A 14,339-nucleotide genomic window follows, 5' to 3' on the forward strand; every position below is an offset into this window, starting at 1 on the left:
TAACGATTTTTGGATTATTTGGTGATCTTATCTAACCATCACAAACCAATTTTTTTCTTGGGTATATTTTCATCAGTAGAAATACTATCATTGCATTTCACGGCCAGGTCAGAACCCTAGGCGCACGGACAGTTTTTACCCTATCTCGCACCATATCTGGCCAGTTGGATTCATCAAAACCCTTCTGGGCCAGGAAACCAAAAAGCCATCTGGTGGTTCCAATACCAGTACAACCAGTCCATAAAGTGTGGTTATGGGTTTCTTTAATTGAAAAACCTTCAGTAAAGTGAGTACCATGGACATTGGCAGAAACTGCAGCCACACCCTTATCAGCGCCAGGTACAACCAGTCTCATCTCATATTTGGGCACATCAGGGAATTCAATACCTCTTTCCTCTACTTTACGACCTTCCAAGTAAAAGGGATCATCACCGATTTCAGTGTACCATTCCAGTTCCATCTGGTTGGCTAAATCCTGTGATATATTTAGAGTCGCATCACGAATCTCCTCAACCTGCTCAGGCAGACCTAACCAGACCAGCTCAGTCCTCTGGAACTCATGCACACGGTCAAGTCCTTTAGCTCCACCAGCTTCCCAACGATAGGTCCAACCACTCTTATCAAAGAGTTTAATAGGCAAATCTTTTTCATCCAGGACTTCGTGACTGAAAAATTCGTAGAATGGTTCACACTGGGCTGGTGCCAGAACATAGGAAGGATCCTTCAAACCATCTTTCAAACGGTCTATTGGAACTTCTTTTTTTATCAAAAGCTCAGTTTTAAATTTTTTAAACACTTCAGGGTCACGACGAGGGGCACTACAATAATACATCCCCTCTGGAAGGCCTTCCAAGTATCTCATCTTGTTCATCACGGGGATAGGTATGAGTTTGGGCCACATGCACTCATAAAATTCCAACTGTTCTGCCAGAACCTCCAGGAATATATCTTCAATGGCACGCTGCAGAGTAATAAATTGAGGTCCATAGAACCATTGACCTTTACCAGGGAATTTTTTCACCCATCCCTGTTTTACTGCTTTTTCAGTGGGATCTCCTTCGGAAAATACTGGAAATTTAGGACTGCGACCTATGATAGTTCCAGGTTCAATTTTAGTCACTTTACGGGTTAAAATATCATCAGCATCCTCATCGGATTCTTTTTGTGAAGCAGTTTTCTCAGATTCAGCTAGTACCTGCTTAATTACTCGATCCACCACATGGTTTCGAAGGTCTCCTTCTTTTAGTTTTTTAAATTTAATGACCATTTTATCATCATGGAACAGGGCCTCATCCACATAGGGCATTTGGGAAACATCAACCATTTCAGGAGATGGGATTTCAATATGGTAATTTTTAACACTCATTTTACGGACACCAACATGATATTTTGGTCCTAAAAGTTGAGTTAATGGTTTTTTAATCCTTAAAAGTGCATCGTGTGCTCTTCCTCTTCTGCCTGATACTATTTTGAGATGTAGATTTTTACCGGAAAGATTCCACTCCACAATATGTGAAGCATCACTTTCCTGGTCCTTTGGTATTCCTTTAAGGAATAGTTCATTGTTTGCTTCTTCAACAAATCCAGCAATATCATCTAAAGCATCATCAGCATCTTTACTGAGTAAAATTTCTCCTTCAAGTGTAAATTTCATTTTAATACATCCTTCTGATTACAATGAATGGGTTAAATATTTCATTTAAAGTTTTAATGAGGGGTTAAGAGATTCAAAGTATTATTATATTCTATTTGGAGTTTTAATACTCTTATTCAGAGTTCTAACATTTTTTCAATTAACATTTCTGAAAATATAAGATCATCAACCGTGGAAAGAATGGTTTTAAGCGATTCTCCGTTTAGATTACACACCACAGCGCCATGGTCCTGGAATGATTCTAAAAAACCAATATTATCTGGTTGCAAGGATTCAAAGGCAATTTTCGCCTGTTCTTCGTTATGATAACAGAAAGTGATGCTGGTTTTAACATTCATGGTATAACTTTCCCTATTTTAATCAGATAGGCTATGATTTAAGAGATTTCCTGCTATTTTCTCAACAGCCTGTCGGGCAGCTGATTCAGGGTAATCAACCAGGGGACGGCCCTCCATATCTGCCAGCACAACCAGATCATCACGGGGGATGCTACCTAACACGTCCACATCCATCTCTGCCAACTTTTCTGTAACGAATTTTTCTTCCACATCACTGGAGACCTTGTTGATCACAGCTACCACATTATGAATGCCTATATCTGTAGCCAGTTTTTTAATACGGCTGGCGGTTTCCAAGGACTTGAGTCCAGGTTCGGCTACAATGATCATAACATCCACTGCTTCAGCGGTGCGCCTTCCCAAATGTTCTATACCTGCTTCCATGTCTAAAATAACCATTTCATCTTTTTTAACGATTAAATTCTTTAAAATGGCTTTTAACATTACTGAAGCAGGGCACACACATCCATCTCCGCCTTTATCCACAGTACCCATAACCAGAATCTTCAAGTTACCTTCAGGATCGTAATCGGTTGAAAGAGACTCTGGAAGGTCGGATATGGTGGGATTCATCTTAAAAACTTCTCCAAATGATGATCCTGGCTCGGCCCCTGTTCTTTCCCTTATCAGATCCTTCATCTTTGATATGGGGGTTACTGGTTGGTGGATGCCCAGACTTCCTAACAGGTTCATATCTGGATCAGCATCAATAGCATATACCTTATATTTCTCGGACAAAATAACAGCCAATGTACCTGCTAGGGTGGTTTTACCCACTCCTCCTTTTCCAGTTACCGCGATCTTCATGGTTATTGCACCGTTTGTTTAAATTTTCATTTCTATTAATTAAGTTTTAATATAATGATGATCAATTGGGAGTATTATGTAATTCATTTGTTTCAAATTCCCATAAATTTAGCTAGAGTCTATTGATCATTTTATATAATATAATTCTCCAAACTAATTGTACTATTGATTTCTACCTAGTTTAACTACATATTGTATTTACCTTTTAAGGTAGAGAAATAACGTTTATAGCTTCAATAATCACGTTTAAGCTTTAAATAACATTTATACAAGGAGGAATATTAGATGGTAAGAGCATACACTAGAAAAGATTACATACGCAAAATTCCTGGTTCCAGGATTGTTCAATATGATATGGGGAACCTATCCGGAGAATTCCCTTTAACAGTGAGTCTGGCTCTTAAGGAAAAAGCTCAACTATCCCACAATGCACTGGAGGCCGCAAGGATCGCCACCAATAGATACATGCAGAGAAAATCCGGTAGAATGGGTTACCACTTAAAGATAAGGGTTTACCCTCATCACATAGTTCGAGAAAACCCCATGGCTACTGGTGCTGGTGCAGACCGTGTGCAGGATGGTATGAGAAAGGCTTTTGGAAAGCCAGTCAGCTCAGTAGCAATGGTAAAGGCTAATCAGAGGGTTTTAACCATTAAAACCAATAAAAAGAACTTCACTGATGCTAAAGAAGCATTAAGAAGGGCTTCAATGAAGTTTCCAGTGCCCTGTCGAATAGTAATTGATGAAGGGGCAGAATTGGTTAAATAAACGCTAAAGATCATTAGTAATTACCATAAATTCTATGAATAAATCCTAAGTGGTGTATAAGCATGGAGTATGTCGAATTTTTCGAGGAGCTTAAAAAGGAAGATGTGGACATAGCTGGTGGAAAGGGAGCTAACCTGGGAGAGCTAACCCAAGCAGGGATACCAGTCCCCCCGGGATTTGTAATAACTTCTGCCACCTACCAGAAGTTCATGGATGAAACTGGAATCACCCAGGAGATAATGGACATTCTTAATGCCCTGGATGTTAACAACAACAAAGAACTTCAGGAATCTGCCCGGGAAATTAAAAAAATCATCAAGGAAACAGAAATACCTGATGAAATCAGCAATCTGATTATAGAAGCATACAATGCACTATGTCACCGCATAGGAAAAGAAAACGCTTTCGTGGCTGTACGATCCTCAGCCACCGCAGAGGACCTGCCAGAAGCATCATTTGCTGGTCAGCAAGACACCTACCTTAATGTAAAGGGACCGGAAGATCTGATAAAATACGTCAGAAAATGCTGGGCCTCATTATTTGAAGCAAGAGCCATATTTTATAGGGAAGAAAACAATTTCGACCACTCCAAAGTATACATAGCAGTAGTGGTTCAGGAAATGGTTGATGCCCAGAAAGCTGGAGTAATGTTCACGGTACACCCATCCACAGGTGAGGAAAAAATCCTCATTGAAGGAGCATGGGGTTTGGGAGAAGGAGTTGTATCGGGAACAGTCACCCCTGACACCTACTGGATGGATAAAGCCACTGGAAAAATTCTGGAGAAACAGGTGAGTGAGAAAAAAACCATGTTCCAGAAAAAATCCGAAAATGGCCAGACTGTACAGGTACCAGTCTCTGATGAGTTAAAAAACAAACAAGTTTTGGATGAAACTGAATTAACTCAACTGGTTGAACTGGGAAAGAATATCCAGGAACATTACAAGTTCCCTCAGGATACTGAATGGGCCATTGAAGATGGTGAAATTTTCATGCTGCAATCAAGACCAGTAACAACCCTGGACATGGGAACTGCTGAAGGAAAAGCAGTAAAAGAAGGTGAACGGACCGTAATCACCAAAGGATTAGGTGCAAGCCCTGGAATGGCTGCAGGACCCGTTAAAATCATTAACAGCACTGATGAACTGGACAAAGTCCAGCAAGGGGACATTCTGGTCACAATTATGACCACACCGGACATGGTGCCAGCCATGAAACGTGCCAGTGGAATAATCACAGATGAAGGTGGTGTAACCTGCCATGCAGCCATTGTATCCCGTGAACTGGGCATACCATGTGTGGTGGGAACCGGAGATGCCACATCCATACTCCCGGAAAACAGTAATGTAACCCTGGACGGAAATAAAGGAATAGTGTGGGAAGGTAAACTGGTGGAAACTGCGAAAAAAGAAGAAACTGCTGAAGAATCCACTGTAATAGTACAAGCTCCTCTCACAGTCACTGAAGTCAAAGTAAATGTGAGTATGGCAGAAGCAGCTCAAAAAGCCGCAGCAACCGGTGCAGATGGAGTAGGACTTCTTAGAACAGAACATATGATGCTCACCACCGGAGTACACCCTAAAAAATACATCATGGAAGGCAACGAAGACGAACTGGTTAAAGTACTGGTGGAAAACATCCTGAAAGTAGCAGACACCTTCTATCCAAAGACAGTATGGTACCGAACCCTGGATGCCCCTACTGATGAATTCCAATCACTTGATGGTGGAGAAGATGAACCCTATGAACACAACCCCATGCTGGGATGGAGGGGAATACGCCGGGAACTGGATGAACCAGAAATACTCCTGGCAGAATTCAAAGCCATTAAAAAATTACACGAACAGGGATACACCAACATTGGAATTATGTTGCCCCTAGTACAGCACCCTGACGAGCTAAAAGAAGCTAAAAAAATTGCTAGAAAGGCAGGACTCAAACCCCAGAAAAACATTGAATTCGGGATCATGGTAGAAACACCTGCAGCAGCACTGACCATTGAAGACTTCATTGCTGAAGGACTGGACTTTGTAAGCTTCGGAACCAACGATTTAACCCAGTACACCCTGGCTATTGACAGAAACAATGAAAACGTAGCCGACCTCTACACTGAAAGCCACCCTGCAGTCTTAAAGCTCATTGAAAGAGTCATAATTGAGTGTAACAAGGCAGGAGTCAAAACCAGTATCTGTGGACAGGCAGGAAGCATACCCTCAATTGTGGAAAAACTGGTGGAACTGGGAATCACATCAGTATCAGCCAACACCGATGCAGTGGCAACAGTACGTGATACCGTAGCCCGTGTGGAGCAAAAACTCCTCTTAAAAGCTGCCAGAAAATTAATGCAGGAATAAAACATATAAAAACAACACTTTTTCTTTTTTAAACCATTTATTTTATTTTAAAAATTGATATTTATTTTTAAGGGATGGAAATGGAAGACAACGGAATACCTGAAGAGCAAATATACCAGATGCTCAGGAAATACAAAGAAAAAGACCTCACCCATCGTTCAGGTAGAATCTTAGGATCAATGTGCACCTGTCCACATCCAGTGGGAATTAAAGCATATATGATGTTTTTAGAGTCAAACTTAGGAGATCCCGGACTTTTCCCCGGAACAAAGTCCCTGGAGGAAGAAGCAATCACCATGCTTGGTGAATTGATGGGCAAAAAGGAAGTTTACGGTCATATTATAACGGGAGGCACTGAAGCCAACCTTATGGCCATGCGAGCCGCTCGGAATATTAGTAAAGTTAGGGATCCTGAGATAATCGTACCTAAATCAGCTCATTTTTCCTTCAAAAAGGCTGCAGATATGTTAAAGCTTGATATGAAAATGGCAGATCTGGATGATGATTACCGGATGGACACCTCCTCAGTGGAGGATCTCATCTCTGATAACACTGTTGCTATTGTAGGAGTAGCCGGAACCACTGAACTGGGAAAAATTGACCCAATTGAAGAACTATCCAGGATATGTCTGGAAAAAGACATCTACTTACATGTGGATGCGGCCTTTGGAGGTTACAGCATCCCGTTCCTAAAAGATGCAGGTTATGATCTTCCTGAATTTGATTTTTCTCTCCCAGGAGTTTCATCCATAACCATAGATCCTCATAAGATGGGTCTTGCCCCCATACCTACTGGTGGAATACTTTTCAGGGAACGTGAGTACTTGGAGGTTATGGCAATTGAAACACCCTATCTTACCGAGGATTTACAGTCCACAGTGGTAGGTACCCGTACCGGGGCAGCCACAGCAGCCACCTGGGCCCTCCTGAAGCACCTTGGCAGGGAAGGATACCAGGAGGTATCCAGAAAATGTATGGAGATCACCTCACACTTAGCTGAAGGTGTGGAAAAAGCAGGATTTGAACTTGTAACACGCCCTGAACTTAATATAGTGGCTTTTCGTTCATCACAAATTCCAGTAGAAGAGATAGCCAGCAAACTTGAAAACAGGGGATGGGCTGTTTCCCTGGCATCCTACCCACAGGCAATCAGGATCATAGTCATGCCTCATTTGAAACGAGAGCATGTTAAGGCATTTCTGGCGGATCTTGAACTAATTAAAGAGGATTAATGAATAATGACAAATTTTAAGGTAATAAAGACCCCCATCCAAAAAATGGATGTTGATGATTTGGTTGTGGGAGATCGTATTGCTATTAGTGGAGAAATTCTCACTGGTCGGGATGCTGCCCTTCCCCGTCTGGTAAAACTCCTTGAAAATGGTGAAAGTCCTGCAGATCTTACCGGTACGGTGATTATGCACACAGCAGTAAGCCCTGCTGGTATAGCACCAACCAGCAGCAACAAAACCGAAATAGAAAATAGTATAGCTCCACTATCTGCAAATGGTGTGAGAATGCACATTGGGAAAGGAGCCCTGGGTGATGAAACCATCCATGCCCTTAAAAAGTATAATTCTGTTTTTGTGGTCACACCCCCGGCAGCAGCCCTCCTTACCAGCAAAGTCACATCATCCGAAGTTCTGGCATTTCCTGAGGAAGGTATGGAAGCCATACATCGTCTGGAAGTCAAAAATTTCCCGGGGATAGTGGCAGTTGCTCAGGGTGAGTCTATTTACTAAACTAATTCCATGATATTAATTTGTTTTTATTCATTTCAGGGCCCTGGTTTTCCAAAAGCCTTGTCCCCTGCGTCTCCTAAACCAGGAACAATGTAACCATCGTGATTGAGCTTTTCATCCACTGCACAGGTGTATATTTCAACTTGAGGGTGTTCAGCCTCCACACATTTAATACCCTGTTTAGAAGCTATGACATTGAGCACCACTAACCTACGTGGGCTTCCCTTCTTCTGGATCCGATCTAAAATAGCGTTCATGGTATTTCCAGTGGCCAACATAGGATCAGCAACCACCACTATCTTATCCTCCACAGAGGGTAGTTTGAAGTAACCCACCTCCACTGGGAAAGGTGGTTCATCTTTTCTCCAGGCTCCTACCACACCGTACTGTGCCTCCTTGAAAACCCACATAATCCCCTCAACTAATGGTATAGCGGCTCTTAAGACACTTACCACTACTAAATCCTTTTCACATTTAATTTCAACTCCTGCAGCAGTTCCTAAAGGAGTTTGGACGGTCACATCATCTTTTTCAAGTGTGTTGGCCAGTTCATAGGCTAACCAACTGCCTATTTCAGTTATCCCTGCCCGGAAGTTGGTTCTATCTATGTTCTCCTCCCTGATCAGGGTGAGTTTTTCCTGCACCAGTAAATGGTCAATTATTTTGATCATACTTTCACACCTGCGACTTACATTGTGTAAATGTCATTTATTCAATTTTTAGTTCTGTTTTATTTTTTTCCTATAATTGTTTTAACTGTAATTATATGTTTATCAGATTTTCCCAAAATTCATTTTAGTTAAACTACATACTAAATGTAGGGTGTGAAAATGCGAACCAAGTTACTGGTTATAATTGCGGTTCCAATAATATTAATAGCTATTTTGGTAGTTTTCTTTTTGGCAGTTCCTGAAGGTGTTAACAAAACTGGTTCTAATTACAGTACCGAAATCTTGGCAGAAAACCTTGAAGTTCCATGGGCACTGGCATTTTTACCAGATGATCGTCTAATATTCACTGAACGTGGAGGTAATGTCAGTATTCTGGAAGACCAGAATGTTAAAACTGTGGGAACCATTAATGTAACACAAAACAGTGAATCAGGACTTCTGGGTATTGCTGTAGATCCTAACTTCACTCAAAACAATTACATCTACCTTTACTATACTTTTGGTGATTATAACCGCATTTCCCGTTTCAAACTGGAAAGAGACCAGCTGTCTAATGAAACGATCCTCGTTGACAACATTCCTGCTGCCCAGATACATGATGCAGGAAGACTGAAGTTTGGGCCAGATGGAAAGCTCTATGCAACTACTGGGGATTCTGGGGATTCTGCTCTGGCTCAGAACTTGAGTTCCCTGGCTGGTAAAATATTACGCCTTAACTCGGATGGTACAGTTCCAGATGACAATCCTTATGGAACTTATGTTTACAGTTACGGACACCGGAACCCACAGGGGATAACTTGGGATGAACAGGGGATGATGTACGCATCTGAACATGGTCAAACCATGAACGATGAAATTAACATTATAACTAAGGGTGGAAACTATGGATGGCCTCTTTATGAAGGTAATAATACTGCACCTGGATTCATAAAGCCTTTAAGGGCCTACACGGAATTCACTTTAGCTCCTTCTGGAATAGCCTACTATGAAAATGCTATTTACGTGGCAGGTCTCAAAGGCTCTCAACTAAGGAAATTAAACTTGTCTACTGATGGAAAAACCATCGTGGGAGAAGAAACCCTGTTAACGGATCTGGGAAGAATAAGGGATGTGGTGGAGCATGAAGGGTACCTTTACATCTCCACTTGCAATCGTGATGGTCGGGGAACTCCCCAATCAGGAGATGATAAGATAATAAGGATTAAACTGGATTATTAAGAAATTTTAGGGTAGTCTATTGGATCATTCACTTTTTTCCGGTTCATTATCATCATTTTCTTTGTTTTTATTCCCATTTCTGTTTGCATTTCCCTTTTTGTCCCTTATTAACACATTTTTGCCATGAGGTGAAGGTATAACCCTCATGTCTCCATTTTTAAACTCTAATTCCATTTCTTTTCCATCATACAACATGTGCAGGAATATGGCTAGGGATGAAACCTCAGAATGGGGTTGTGTGGTCACCGAGACATTCCAATCTGCCTCTTGATACACTTTACTGGGAACCCTGGAACCACCTACCACCACCAGTTTATCTTTATTTGAGGCCCTGATTTTGGGAGTTACCTCCTGAACTGGCTCTCCATACATGGTTAGGTGGATTATTTCTCCACCTCCTTTTTTCCATTCACCAAGGAGATTTTGCCATCCTTTACGGTATCCCACCTGAAAATCACCACCCCAACGTTTAACCACATCCTGAACATTTGCAATGAGCTTTTTATCATGGTCACCACTTAAAAATACTCCTGATGCTCCCAATGCACGGGCAGTCAGGCAAACATGGGTGGTAATCCGTGCATCACGTTGCCTGCGATGATCCAGACGTAAAACATTAACTTGCATTTAAAAACCCCACGAAATGAATATAACCATAACCACTAAGGATAACATCCGCCCTATCTCATTGGATGCTCCCAGTATATCTCCGGTTGTATACTTGAAACTTCGCCTGGTTATTAAAACCATGATAAGTCCAGCAACCACTCCCCCTACTATGCCAACGACTCCTATGTAACTAAAAGCCAGGAATCCTAACAGGAGAGCGAAAATTATGGAAACTGTTAGAAGTTTACAGTTCATGTTCTTTACAAAGTACTGTCCAGTACCATCATCCAAAGATTTGGAAAACGTTGCACAACTCACCAAACTCGTTTTAGCAGCAATTTCTGAAGTAAAAAGTGCAGTAAGAATGTAAATTGGGGGTATGGTAGTTACGGCAGTGAAAGTTATTAGAGAAACTGTCAAAAGATTAGCCAGACCTCCAGTTCCTATTCTTTTATCTCGCATTATCTCTATTCTACGCTCTGGATCTCCATGGGCCATTAATCCATCGCCAAAATCCACCAGACCGTCCAGGTGGTGGAAACCAGTAAATGAAATGGCCAGAGTGTAAATCAATGCAGCTGATAACAATTGGGGTAGATGTAATGGATCTAAAATCAGCCAACCAAAACCTCCCACAATTATTCCAATGAAAGCCCCAATCAAAGGCCACAAAAATGTGAACCTTGCCATTTCTGGAATGGTGCTGTGAATATTTAGGGGTAATATTGTGGAGAAGGATATCAGGCCCATAAACCCCTGCCAGCTAAGAGGTGCACGTTCATTCCTTTCGGTATCAGAAAGGGTATCCTTACCTTGTGAACTGTTCATGGCGATAATCACTCCTCAAAAACCTTGGACATGGAACCTGCCACCAGACCGGCAAAAACATCATCCAGCATAGGTCCTAAAGTTCCAATAATCCCTGGTTTCTCCTCATCATACCGTTTAAAGTTGAATATTGCTTTAGTGCCAGCAATTTGGTTGGCAATGGCCATGCCTAGAACCTCGTCAGAGTACAGATAAGCTGGGTCATCATCCACATTGATCCCACTGATTCTGTGTTTTTGAAGGTCTTCTTCAACCTTGATCCCGGCTACAATTAACACTACAACATTGATATCTGCCAACGATTTCCGGATCTGTTCTTCCAGCACAATTTCCAGTTTCCTGGTTCTTTCAACTCCTGCCAGAAGTTCTAAACCTGCATCTACCAGTTGGGATACTTCAACCCCTACTTCTGACATTAACTCATAAATAGTGTAGGGCATCTGTTCATCTTCCATTAAAAACACCTATAAATTTTAATTAATTATAGTGGGGGCACTGCTAAATAATTTATTCTAAATAAAGGGGTGAATAAATCCTATTTGGTATGAATTTTGTAGTGAACAATACATTGACCCTTCCTATGGATAAATTATTTAGATATATATTAACATAAATATCACTACAATTATCTGGTCTAGATAATATGGAAAATTATATCCTACCATTGTTAGGATATTTTGATGGCCTATAAGCGGATAGATCAACAGATGGGGGTGTTAATTTGAGAGTTCATCTTAGAGTCTTCGTAGAAGTTGAAAATCTGGGAAAAGCTATGAATGCCCTTACTGATGCAGGCATTACCGGATTTTATCTCCTGGAATATAAAGGTATGTCTCCTCAGGATTGGAAGGGATTCTCTATTAAAGAAGATCCTAAGTCAGCAATAAGTCTCATCAGGGACTATGCTAACGATGCTATGCTTATTTGTTGTGTGGTGGAAGAAGAAAAAACAGATGAAATTGTAGAATCAGTAATGAACGCCATGGAAGGTGAAAAATATACCATTCTAGAGGTTCCAATTCGGCGCATTATCGTGAACTACAAAGATGAAGATAAAGAACGAGCTGAAACATGGTTACTTGAGAAAGAAGTACCTTGCTTTTACTGTGGTGAAAAAGCTGTTCAAAGAATAAGAATAGATTTAAACAAAGCTAAAATATGGTGCACTAATTGTGGTGCAGCCAGATACTACCTCATAAAAGGTGTAGAAAAGGAGGAACAGTAATGGCTGTTAAAAAATGGAAACTTGAAAAGAGTGCCAGCTGTTATAACTGTGGAGATGCCACTATTCATGATGTAGAGGTAGATGAGTACAGTATCAAAATACGATGCCGGGACTGTGGATTCAGCCGTTATTACACCTTTCACATGGTAGATTTACCTGTGAAATGCGATACTGATGACGAAAAATAGAAAAAGGAAATAGGTATAAATTATATACCTATTTAATTAATTTCAACCTTGAAACTCTCAGTTTTTTCCTGTTTTGGAATTTCAACCTTTAAAACACCGTTTTCGTATTTGGCTTCAGCTTCCTGAGGAATAACCTTTTTGGGAAGTCTGACAGTTCTTCTAACAACTCCTGATTTTCGATCATGGCGATTTAGAGGGGTTCCACGGTTAGTTTCTTCTTCAAAGTCAAAATTAGCTTTTACCCTGACCCTGGTTTCTGTGACATCCAGTTCAATATCTTTCTTTTTAATACCTGGCAGGTCCACATGAACGATCATGCTCTCATCAGTTTCGAGAATATCTTTCCCAGGAACAAATGTGTAGTCAATGATGGATTTTCCAATGTCTTTACTGATATTATCAATAGTTCGTGCGGTATCTTCCATCATTTTCTCGATAAAACCTTTTTTATCCCGAGTACTCCGTTTATTTTTCATTTATTTCACCTCATAGTTTATGAGTCAACCTCGTTTTCGAGTCAATTAATGTAATGACCAAATCAATTATATAAAATTTCCCAGAAAAACCCAAAAAAATGATACATAGTCATTGTAAAATAATATAAAACAGATCAACAATTAAGGAAAAATGGGTGAATCTCAGATTAATATAGATTCAAAGGAAATAATCATTAATAGGAAATCTGAATATACCCATATTGGAGGATTATAATTTATGGTTCTAATAATAGACCCTCAACAGTCCGGAATATCTGGAAACATGATAATTGGGGCTTTAATCAATTTAGGGGCAGATCGCGAGATAGTTGGGGATGTCATGGAAGTTTATGGTTCTCATTTTGGTGAAGTGGATGTTGAAATAACTGAGGTTAACAAAGCAGGAATTTCCGCCAGTTTTGCCGATGTCCGATGCTCTGACCACCAGGCCATGGGATACACCAATCTATTGGAGATTTTAGATAGCATAGAACATGAAAAAGTAACAAAAACTATTTTAAACTTTGCTAAAAAAGTTTTCCAAACAGTGGCAATTGCAGAATCCCGTGTTCATGGAATTGATCTTGATAAAATCCATTTCCATGAAGTAGGGGCGGCAGACGCTGTGGCAGACATAGTGGGTGCATCCTATGCTTTCCATGAATTAGGACTTCATAAGATGAAAGTTTATGGACTACCACCAGCACTCGGAGGGGGCAGGATTAAAAGTAAACATGGAGATCTAAGTGTTCCAGCCCCTGCAACACTGGAAATACTTAAAAATGTTCCTGTAACTGGTGGTCCAGTAAACTATGAGTTAACCACTCCTACTGGGGCAGCTTTGCTGGTTAATATGGTGGATGAATTCTGTGAATTTTACCCAATGATAACTAATCACAAAGTTGCTTATGGTGCTGGAAAACTCGATCTGGAATTTCCAAATGTACTGAGGGTTGTGTCAGGAATTTTACCGGTTCCCACAGATGAAATCTCCATCCTGGAGACTAACCTGGATGATGTTACTGGAGAAGTTTTAGGCAACACCATGGACAGGTTGATGGAAGAAGGCGCCCTGGATGTCACAATAATCCCAACTATAGCCAAGAAAAACAGGCCAGGACACCTTTTAAGGGTGATAACTAAAGCTACCATGAACAATAAACTGTCAGAAATCATAATCCGAGAAACAGGAACACTGGGTGTTAGAACCATGCCATATGTCCATAGACATATTGTTGATCGGGAGATAATTCCAGTTGAAGTTGATTTTAATGGAAAGGTAAGGACTGTACGGATTAAGGTGGCCAAGATCGGTGAAGAGATAATTAACAGCACTGTTGAATATGAGGATGCCAAAAAGATTTCCAGAGAAATGGGACTTCCTTTAAAGGATATTATAAGAATCATTAACCAGAATGTAAAAGTGGAAGATGATTGATTATCAATGGGCTTTTGGGAGGA

The 14,339-nt window shown here is 40.7% G+C and carries 16 protein-coding genes; 8 read left to right on the forward strand and 8 right to left on the reverse strand.

Annotation, left to right across the window (positions count from 1 at the left end; genetic code table 11):
* Positions 1 to 97: 97 nt before the first annotated feature.
* The 3 genes from serS to J2743_RS05725 form a co-directional block, all read right to left on the reverse strand.
* Positions 98 to 1,654, reverse strand: a complete 1,557-nt coding sequence (serS, locus tag J2743_RS05715; protein WP_209625616.1) for a serine--tRNA ligase — start codon at positions 1,652 to 1,654, stop codon at positions 98 to 100.
* A 116-nt stretch (positions 1,655 to 1,770) separates the two neighbouring features.
* Complete coding sequence (locus J2743_RS05720; protein WP_209625617.1) at positions 1,771 to 1,992, reverse strand: KEOPS complex subunit Pcc1; 222 nt, start codon at positions 1,990 to 1,992, stop codon at positions 1,771 to 1,773.
* A gap of 18 nt (positions 1,993 to 2,010) precedes the next feature.
* Positions 2,011 to 2,799 carry an ATP-binding protein gene (locus tag J2743_RS05725; RefSeq protein WP_209625618.1) on the reverse strand — a complete coding sequence of 263 codons (789 nt, stop codon included), beginning with the start codon at positions 2,797 to 2,799 and terminating at the stop codon, positions 2,011 to 2,013.
* Positions 2,800 to 3,084: 285 nt separating this feature from the next.
* Between J2743_RS05725 and rplJ the strand changes: the two genes are divergently transcribed.
* The 4 genes from rplJ (at position 3,085) to J2743_RS05745 (ending at position 7,663) form a co-directional block, all read left to right on the forward strand.
* Positions 3,085 to 3,567: a 50S ribosomal protein L16 gene (gene rplJ, locus J2743_RS05730; protein ID WP_209625619.1), complete on the forward strand. Its 483-nt coding sequence runs from the start codon at positions 3,085 to 3,087 to the stop codon at positions 3,565 to 3,567.
* 62 nt (positions 3,568 to 3,629) lie between these two features.
* Positions 3,630 to 5,921: a phosphoenolpyruvate synthase gene (gene ppsA / locus J2743_RS05735; RefSeq protein ID WP_209625620.1), complete on the forward strand. Its 2,292-nt coding sequence runs from the start codon at positions 3,630 to 3,632 to the stop codon at positions 5,919 to 5,921.
* Positions 5,922 to 6,001: 80 nt separating this feature from the next.
* Positions 6,002 to 7,153: a tyrosine decarboxylase MfnA gene (gene mfnA, locus J2743_RS05740; protein WP_209625621.1), complete on the forward strand. Its 1,152-nt coding sequence runs from the start codon at positions 6,002 to 6,004 to the stop codon at positions 7,151 to 7,153.
* A 6-nt stretch (positions 7,154 to 7,159) separates the two neighbouring features.
* Positions 7,160 to 7,663: a fumarate hydratase C-terminal domain-containing protein gene (locus J2743_RS05745; protein WP_209625622.1), complete on the forward strand. Its 504-nt coding sequence runs from the start codon at positions 7,160 to 7,162 to the stop codon at positions 7,661 to 7,663.
* A gap of 35 nt (positions 7,664 to 7,698) precedes the next feature.
* On the opposite strand, the gene upp is transcribed toward J2743_RS05745, so the two are convergent.
* On the reverse strand, positions 7,699 to 8,334 hold the full coding sequence (gene upp, locus J2743_RS05750) for a uracil phosphoribosyltransferase (protein ID WP_209625623.1): 636 nt from the start codon (positions 8,332 to 8,334) through the stop codon (positions 7,699 to 7,701).
* Positions 8,335 to 8,493: 159 nt separating this feature from the next.
* Between upp and J2743_RS05755 the strand changes: the two genes are divergently transcribed.
* On the forward strand, positions 8,494 to 9,552 hold the full coding sequence (locus tag J2743_RS05755; protein ID WP_209625624.1) for a PQQ-dependent sugar dehydrogenase: 1,059 nt from the start codon (positions 8,494 to 8,496) through the stop codon (positions 9,550 to 9,552).
* A 24-nt stretch (positions 9,553 to 9,576) separates the two neighbouring features.
* Here the strand turns inward: J2743_RS05755 and J2743_RS05760 are convergent, their stop codons facing one another.
* From J2743_RS05760 to J2743_RS05770, 3 genes are read right to left on the reverse strand one after another with little or no spacing between them, the layout of a single operon-like run.
* Positions 9,577 to 10,179 carry a tRNA (cytidine(56)-2'-O)-methyltransferase gene (locus J2743_RS05760; protein ID WP_209625625.1) on the reverse strand — a complete coding sequence of 201 codons (603 nt, stop codon included), beginning with the start codon at positions 10,177 to 10,179 and terminating at the stop codon, positions 9,577 to 9,579.
* Positions 10,180 to 10,989 carry an adenosylcobinamide-GDP ribazoletransferase gene (cobS, locus tag J2743_RS05765; protein WP_209625626.1) on the reverse strand — a complete coding sequence of 270 codons (810 nt, stop codon included), beginning with the start codon at positions 10,987 to 10,989 and terminating at the stop codon, positions 10,180 to 10,182.
* 8 nt (positions 10,990 to 10,997) lie between these two features.
* The gene (locus J2743_RS05770) at positions 10,998 to 11,444 is read right to left on the reverse strand and encodes a phosphatidylglycerophosphatase A (RefSeq protein ID WP_209625627.1); all 447 of its coding nucleotides are present in this window, start codon (positions 11,442 to 11,444) and stop codon (positions 10,998 to 11,000) included.
* Between the two features lie 266 nt (positions 11,445 to 11,710).
* On the opposite strand from J2743_RS05770, the gene J2743_RS05775 reads away from it, so the two are divergent.
* Positions 11,711 to 12,214, forward strand: a complete 504-nt coding sequence (locus J2743_RS05775) for an MJ1244 family protein (protein WP_209625628.1) — start codon at positions 11,711 to 11,713, stop codon at positions 12,212 to 12,214.
* Positions 12,214 to 12,402: a hypothetical protein gene (locus J2743_RS05780; RefSeq protein ID WP_209625629.1), complete on the forward strand. Its 189-nt coding sequence runs from the start codon at positions 12,214 to 12,216 to the stop codon at positions 12,400 to 12,402. Before J2743_RS05775 ends, J2743_RS05780 begins: the two co-directional genes overlap by 1 nt.
* Before the next feature lie 32 nt (positions 12,403 to 12,434).
* On the opposite strand, the gene J2743_RS05785 is transcribed toward J2743_RS05780, so the two are convergent.
* Positions 12,435 to 12,878 (reverse strand): Hsp20/alpha crystallin family protein, encoded by a 444-nt coding sequence (locus J2743_RS05785; protein ID WP_209625630.1) that lies wholly within the window; start codon positions 12,876 to 12,878, stop codon positions 12,435 to 12,437.
* A gap of 238 nt (positions 12,879 to 13,116) precedes the next feature.
* On the opposite strand from J2743_RS05785, the gene larC reads away from it, so the two are divergent.
* Complete coding sequence (gene larC / locus J2743_RS05790) at positions 13,117 to 14,316, forward strand: nickel pincer cofactor biosynthesis protein LarC (protein ID WP_209625631.1); 1,200 nt, start codon at positions 13,117 to 13,119, stop codon at positions 14,314 to 14,316.
* The last annotated feature ends 23 nt before the right edge of the window (positions 14,317 to 14,339 follow it).

It is taken from the genome of Methanobacterium petrolearium (assembly GCF_017873625.1).
Classification (GTDB): domain Archaea; phylum Methanobacteriota; class Methanobacteria; order Methanobacteriales; family Methanobacteriaceae; genus Methanobacterium; species Methanobacterium petrolearium.

Excerpts from the sequence above, each read along its gene's own strand:
- J2743_RS05725 (WP_209625618.1), bottom strand. The coding sequence starts at position 2,799 with ATGAAGATCGCGGTAACTGGAAAAGGAGGAGTGGGTAAAACCACCCTA.
- J2743_RS05770 (WP_209625627.1), bottom strand. The coding sequence starts at position 11,444 with ATGGAAGATGAACAGATGCCCTACACTATTTATGAGTTAATGTCAGAA.
- mfnA (WP_209625621.1), top strand. The coding sequence starts at position 6,002 with ATGGAAGACAACGGAATACCTGAAGAGCAAATATACCAGATGCTCAGG.
- J2743_RS05755 (WP_209625624.1), top strand. The coding sequence starts at position 8,494 with ATGCGAACCAAGTTACTGGTTATAATTGCGGTTCCAATAATATTAATA.
- cobS (WP_209625626.1), bottom strand. The coding sequence starts at position 10,989 with ATGAACAGTTCACAAGGTAAGGATACCCTTTCTGATACCGAAAGGAAT.
- J2743_RS05780 (WP_209625629.1), top strand. The coding sequence starts at position 12,214 with ATGGCTGTTAAAAAATGGAAACTTGAAAAGAGTGCCAGCTGTTATAAC.
- J2743_RS05785 (WP_209625630.1), bottom strand. The coding sequence starts at position 12,878 with ATGAAAAATAAACGGAGTACTCGGGATAAAAAAGGTTTTATCGAGAAA.
- ppsA (WP_209625620.1), top strand. The coding sequence starts at position 3,630 with ATGGAGTATGTCGAATTTTTCGAGGAGCTTAAAAAGGAAGATGTGGAC.
- upp (WP_209625623.1), bottom strand. The coding sequence starts at position 8,334 with ATGATCAAAATAATTGACCATTTACTGGTGCAGGAAAAACTCACCCTG.
- larC (WP_209625631.1), top strand. The coding sequence starts at position 13,117 with ATGGTTCTAATAATAGACCCTCAACAGTCCGGAATATCTGGAAACATG.
- J2743_RS05720 (WP_209625617.1), bottom strand. The coding sequence starts at position 1,992 with ATGAATGTTAAAACCAGCATCACTTTCTGTTATCATAACGAAGAACAG.
- serS (WP_209625616.1), bottom strand. The coding sequence starts at position 1,654 with ATGAAATTTACACTTGAAGGAGAAATTTTACTCAGTAAAGATGCTGAT.
- J2743_RS05745 (WP_209625622.1), top strand. The coding sequence starts at position 7,160 with ATGACAAATTTTAAGGTAATAAAGACCCCCATCCAAAAAATGGATGTT.
- rplJ (WP_209625619.1), top strand. The coding sequence starts at position 3,085 with ATGGTAAGAGCATACACTAGAAAAGATTACATACGCAAAATTCCTGGT.
- J2743_RS05760 (WP_209625625.1), bottom strand. The coding sequence starts at position 10,179 with ATGCAAGTTAATGTTTTACGTCTGGATCATCGCAGGCAACGTGATGCA.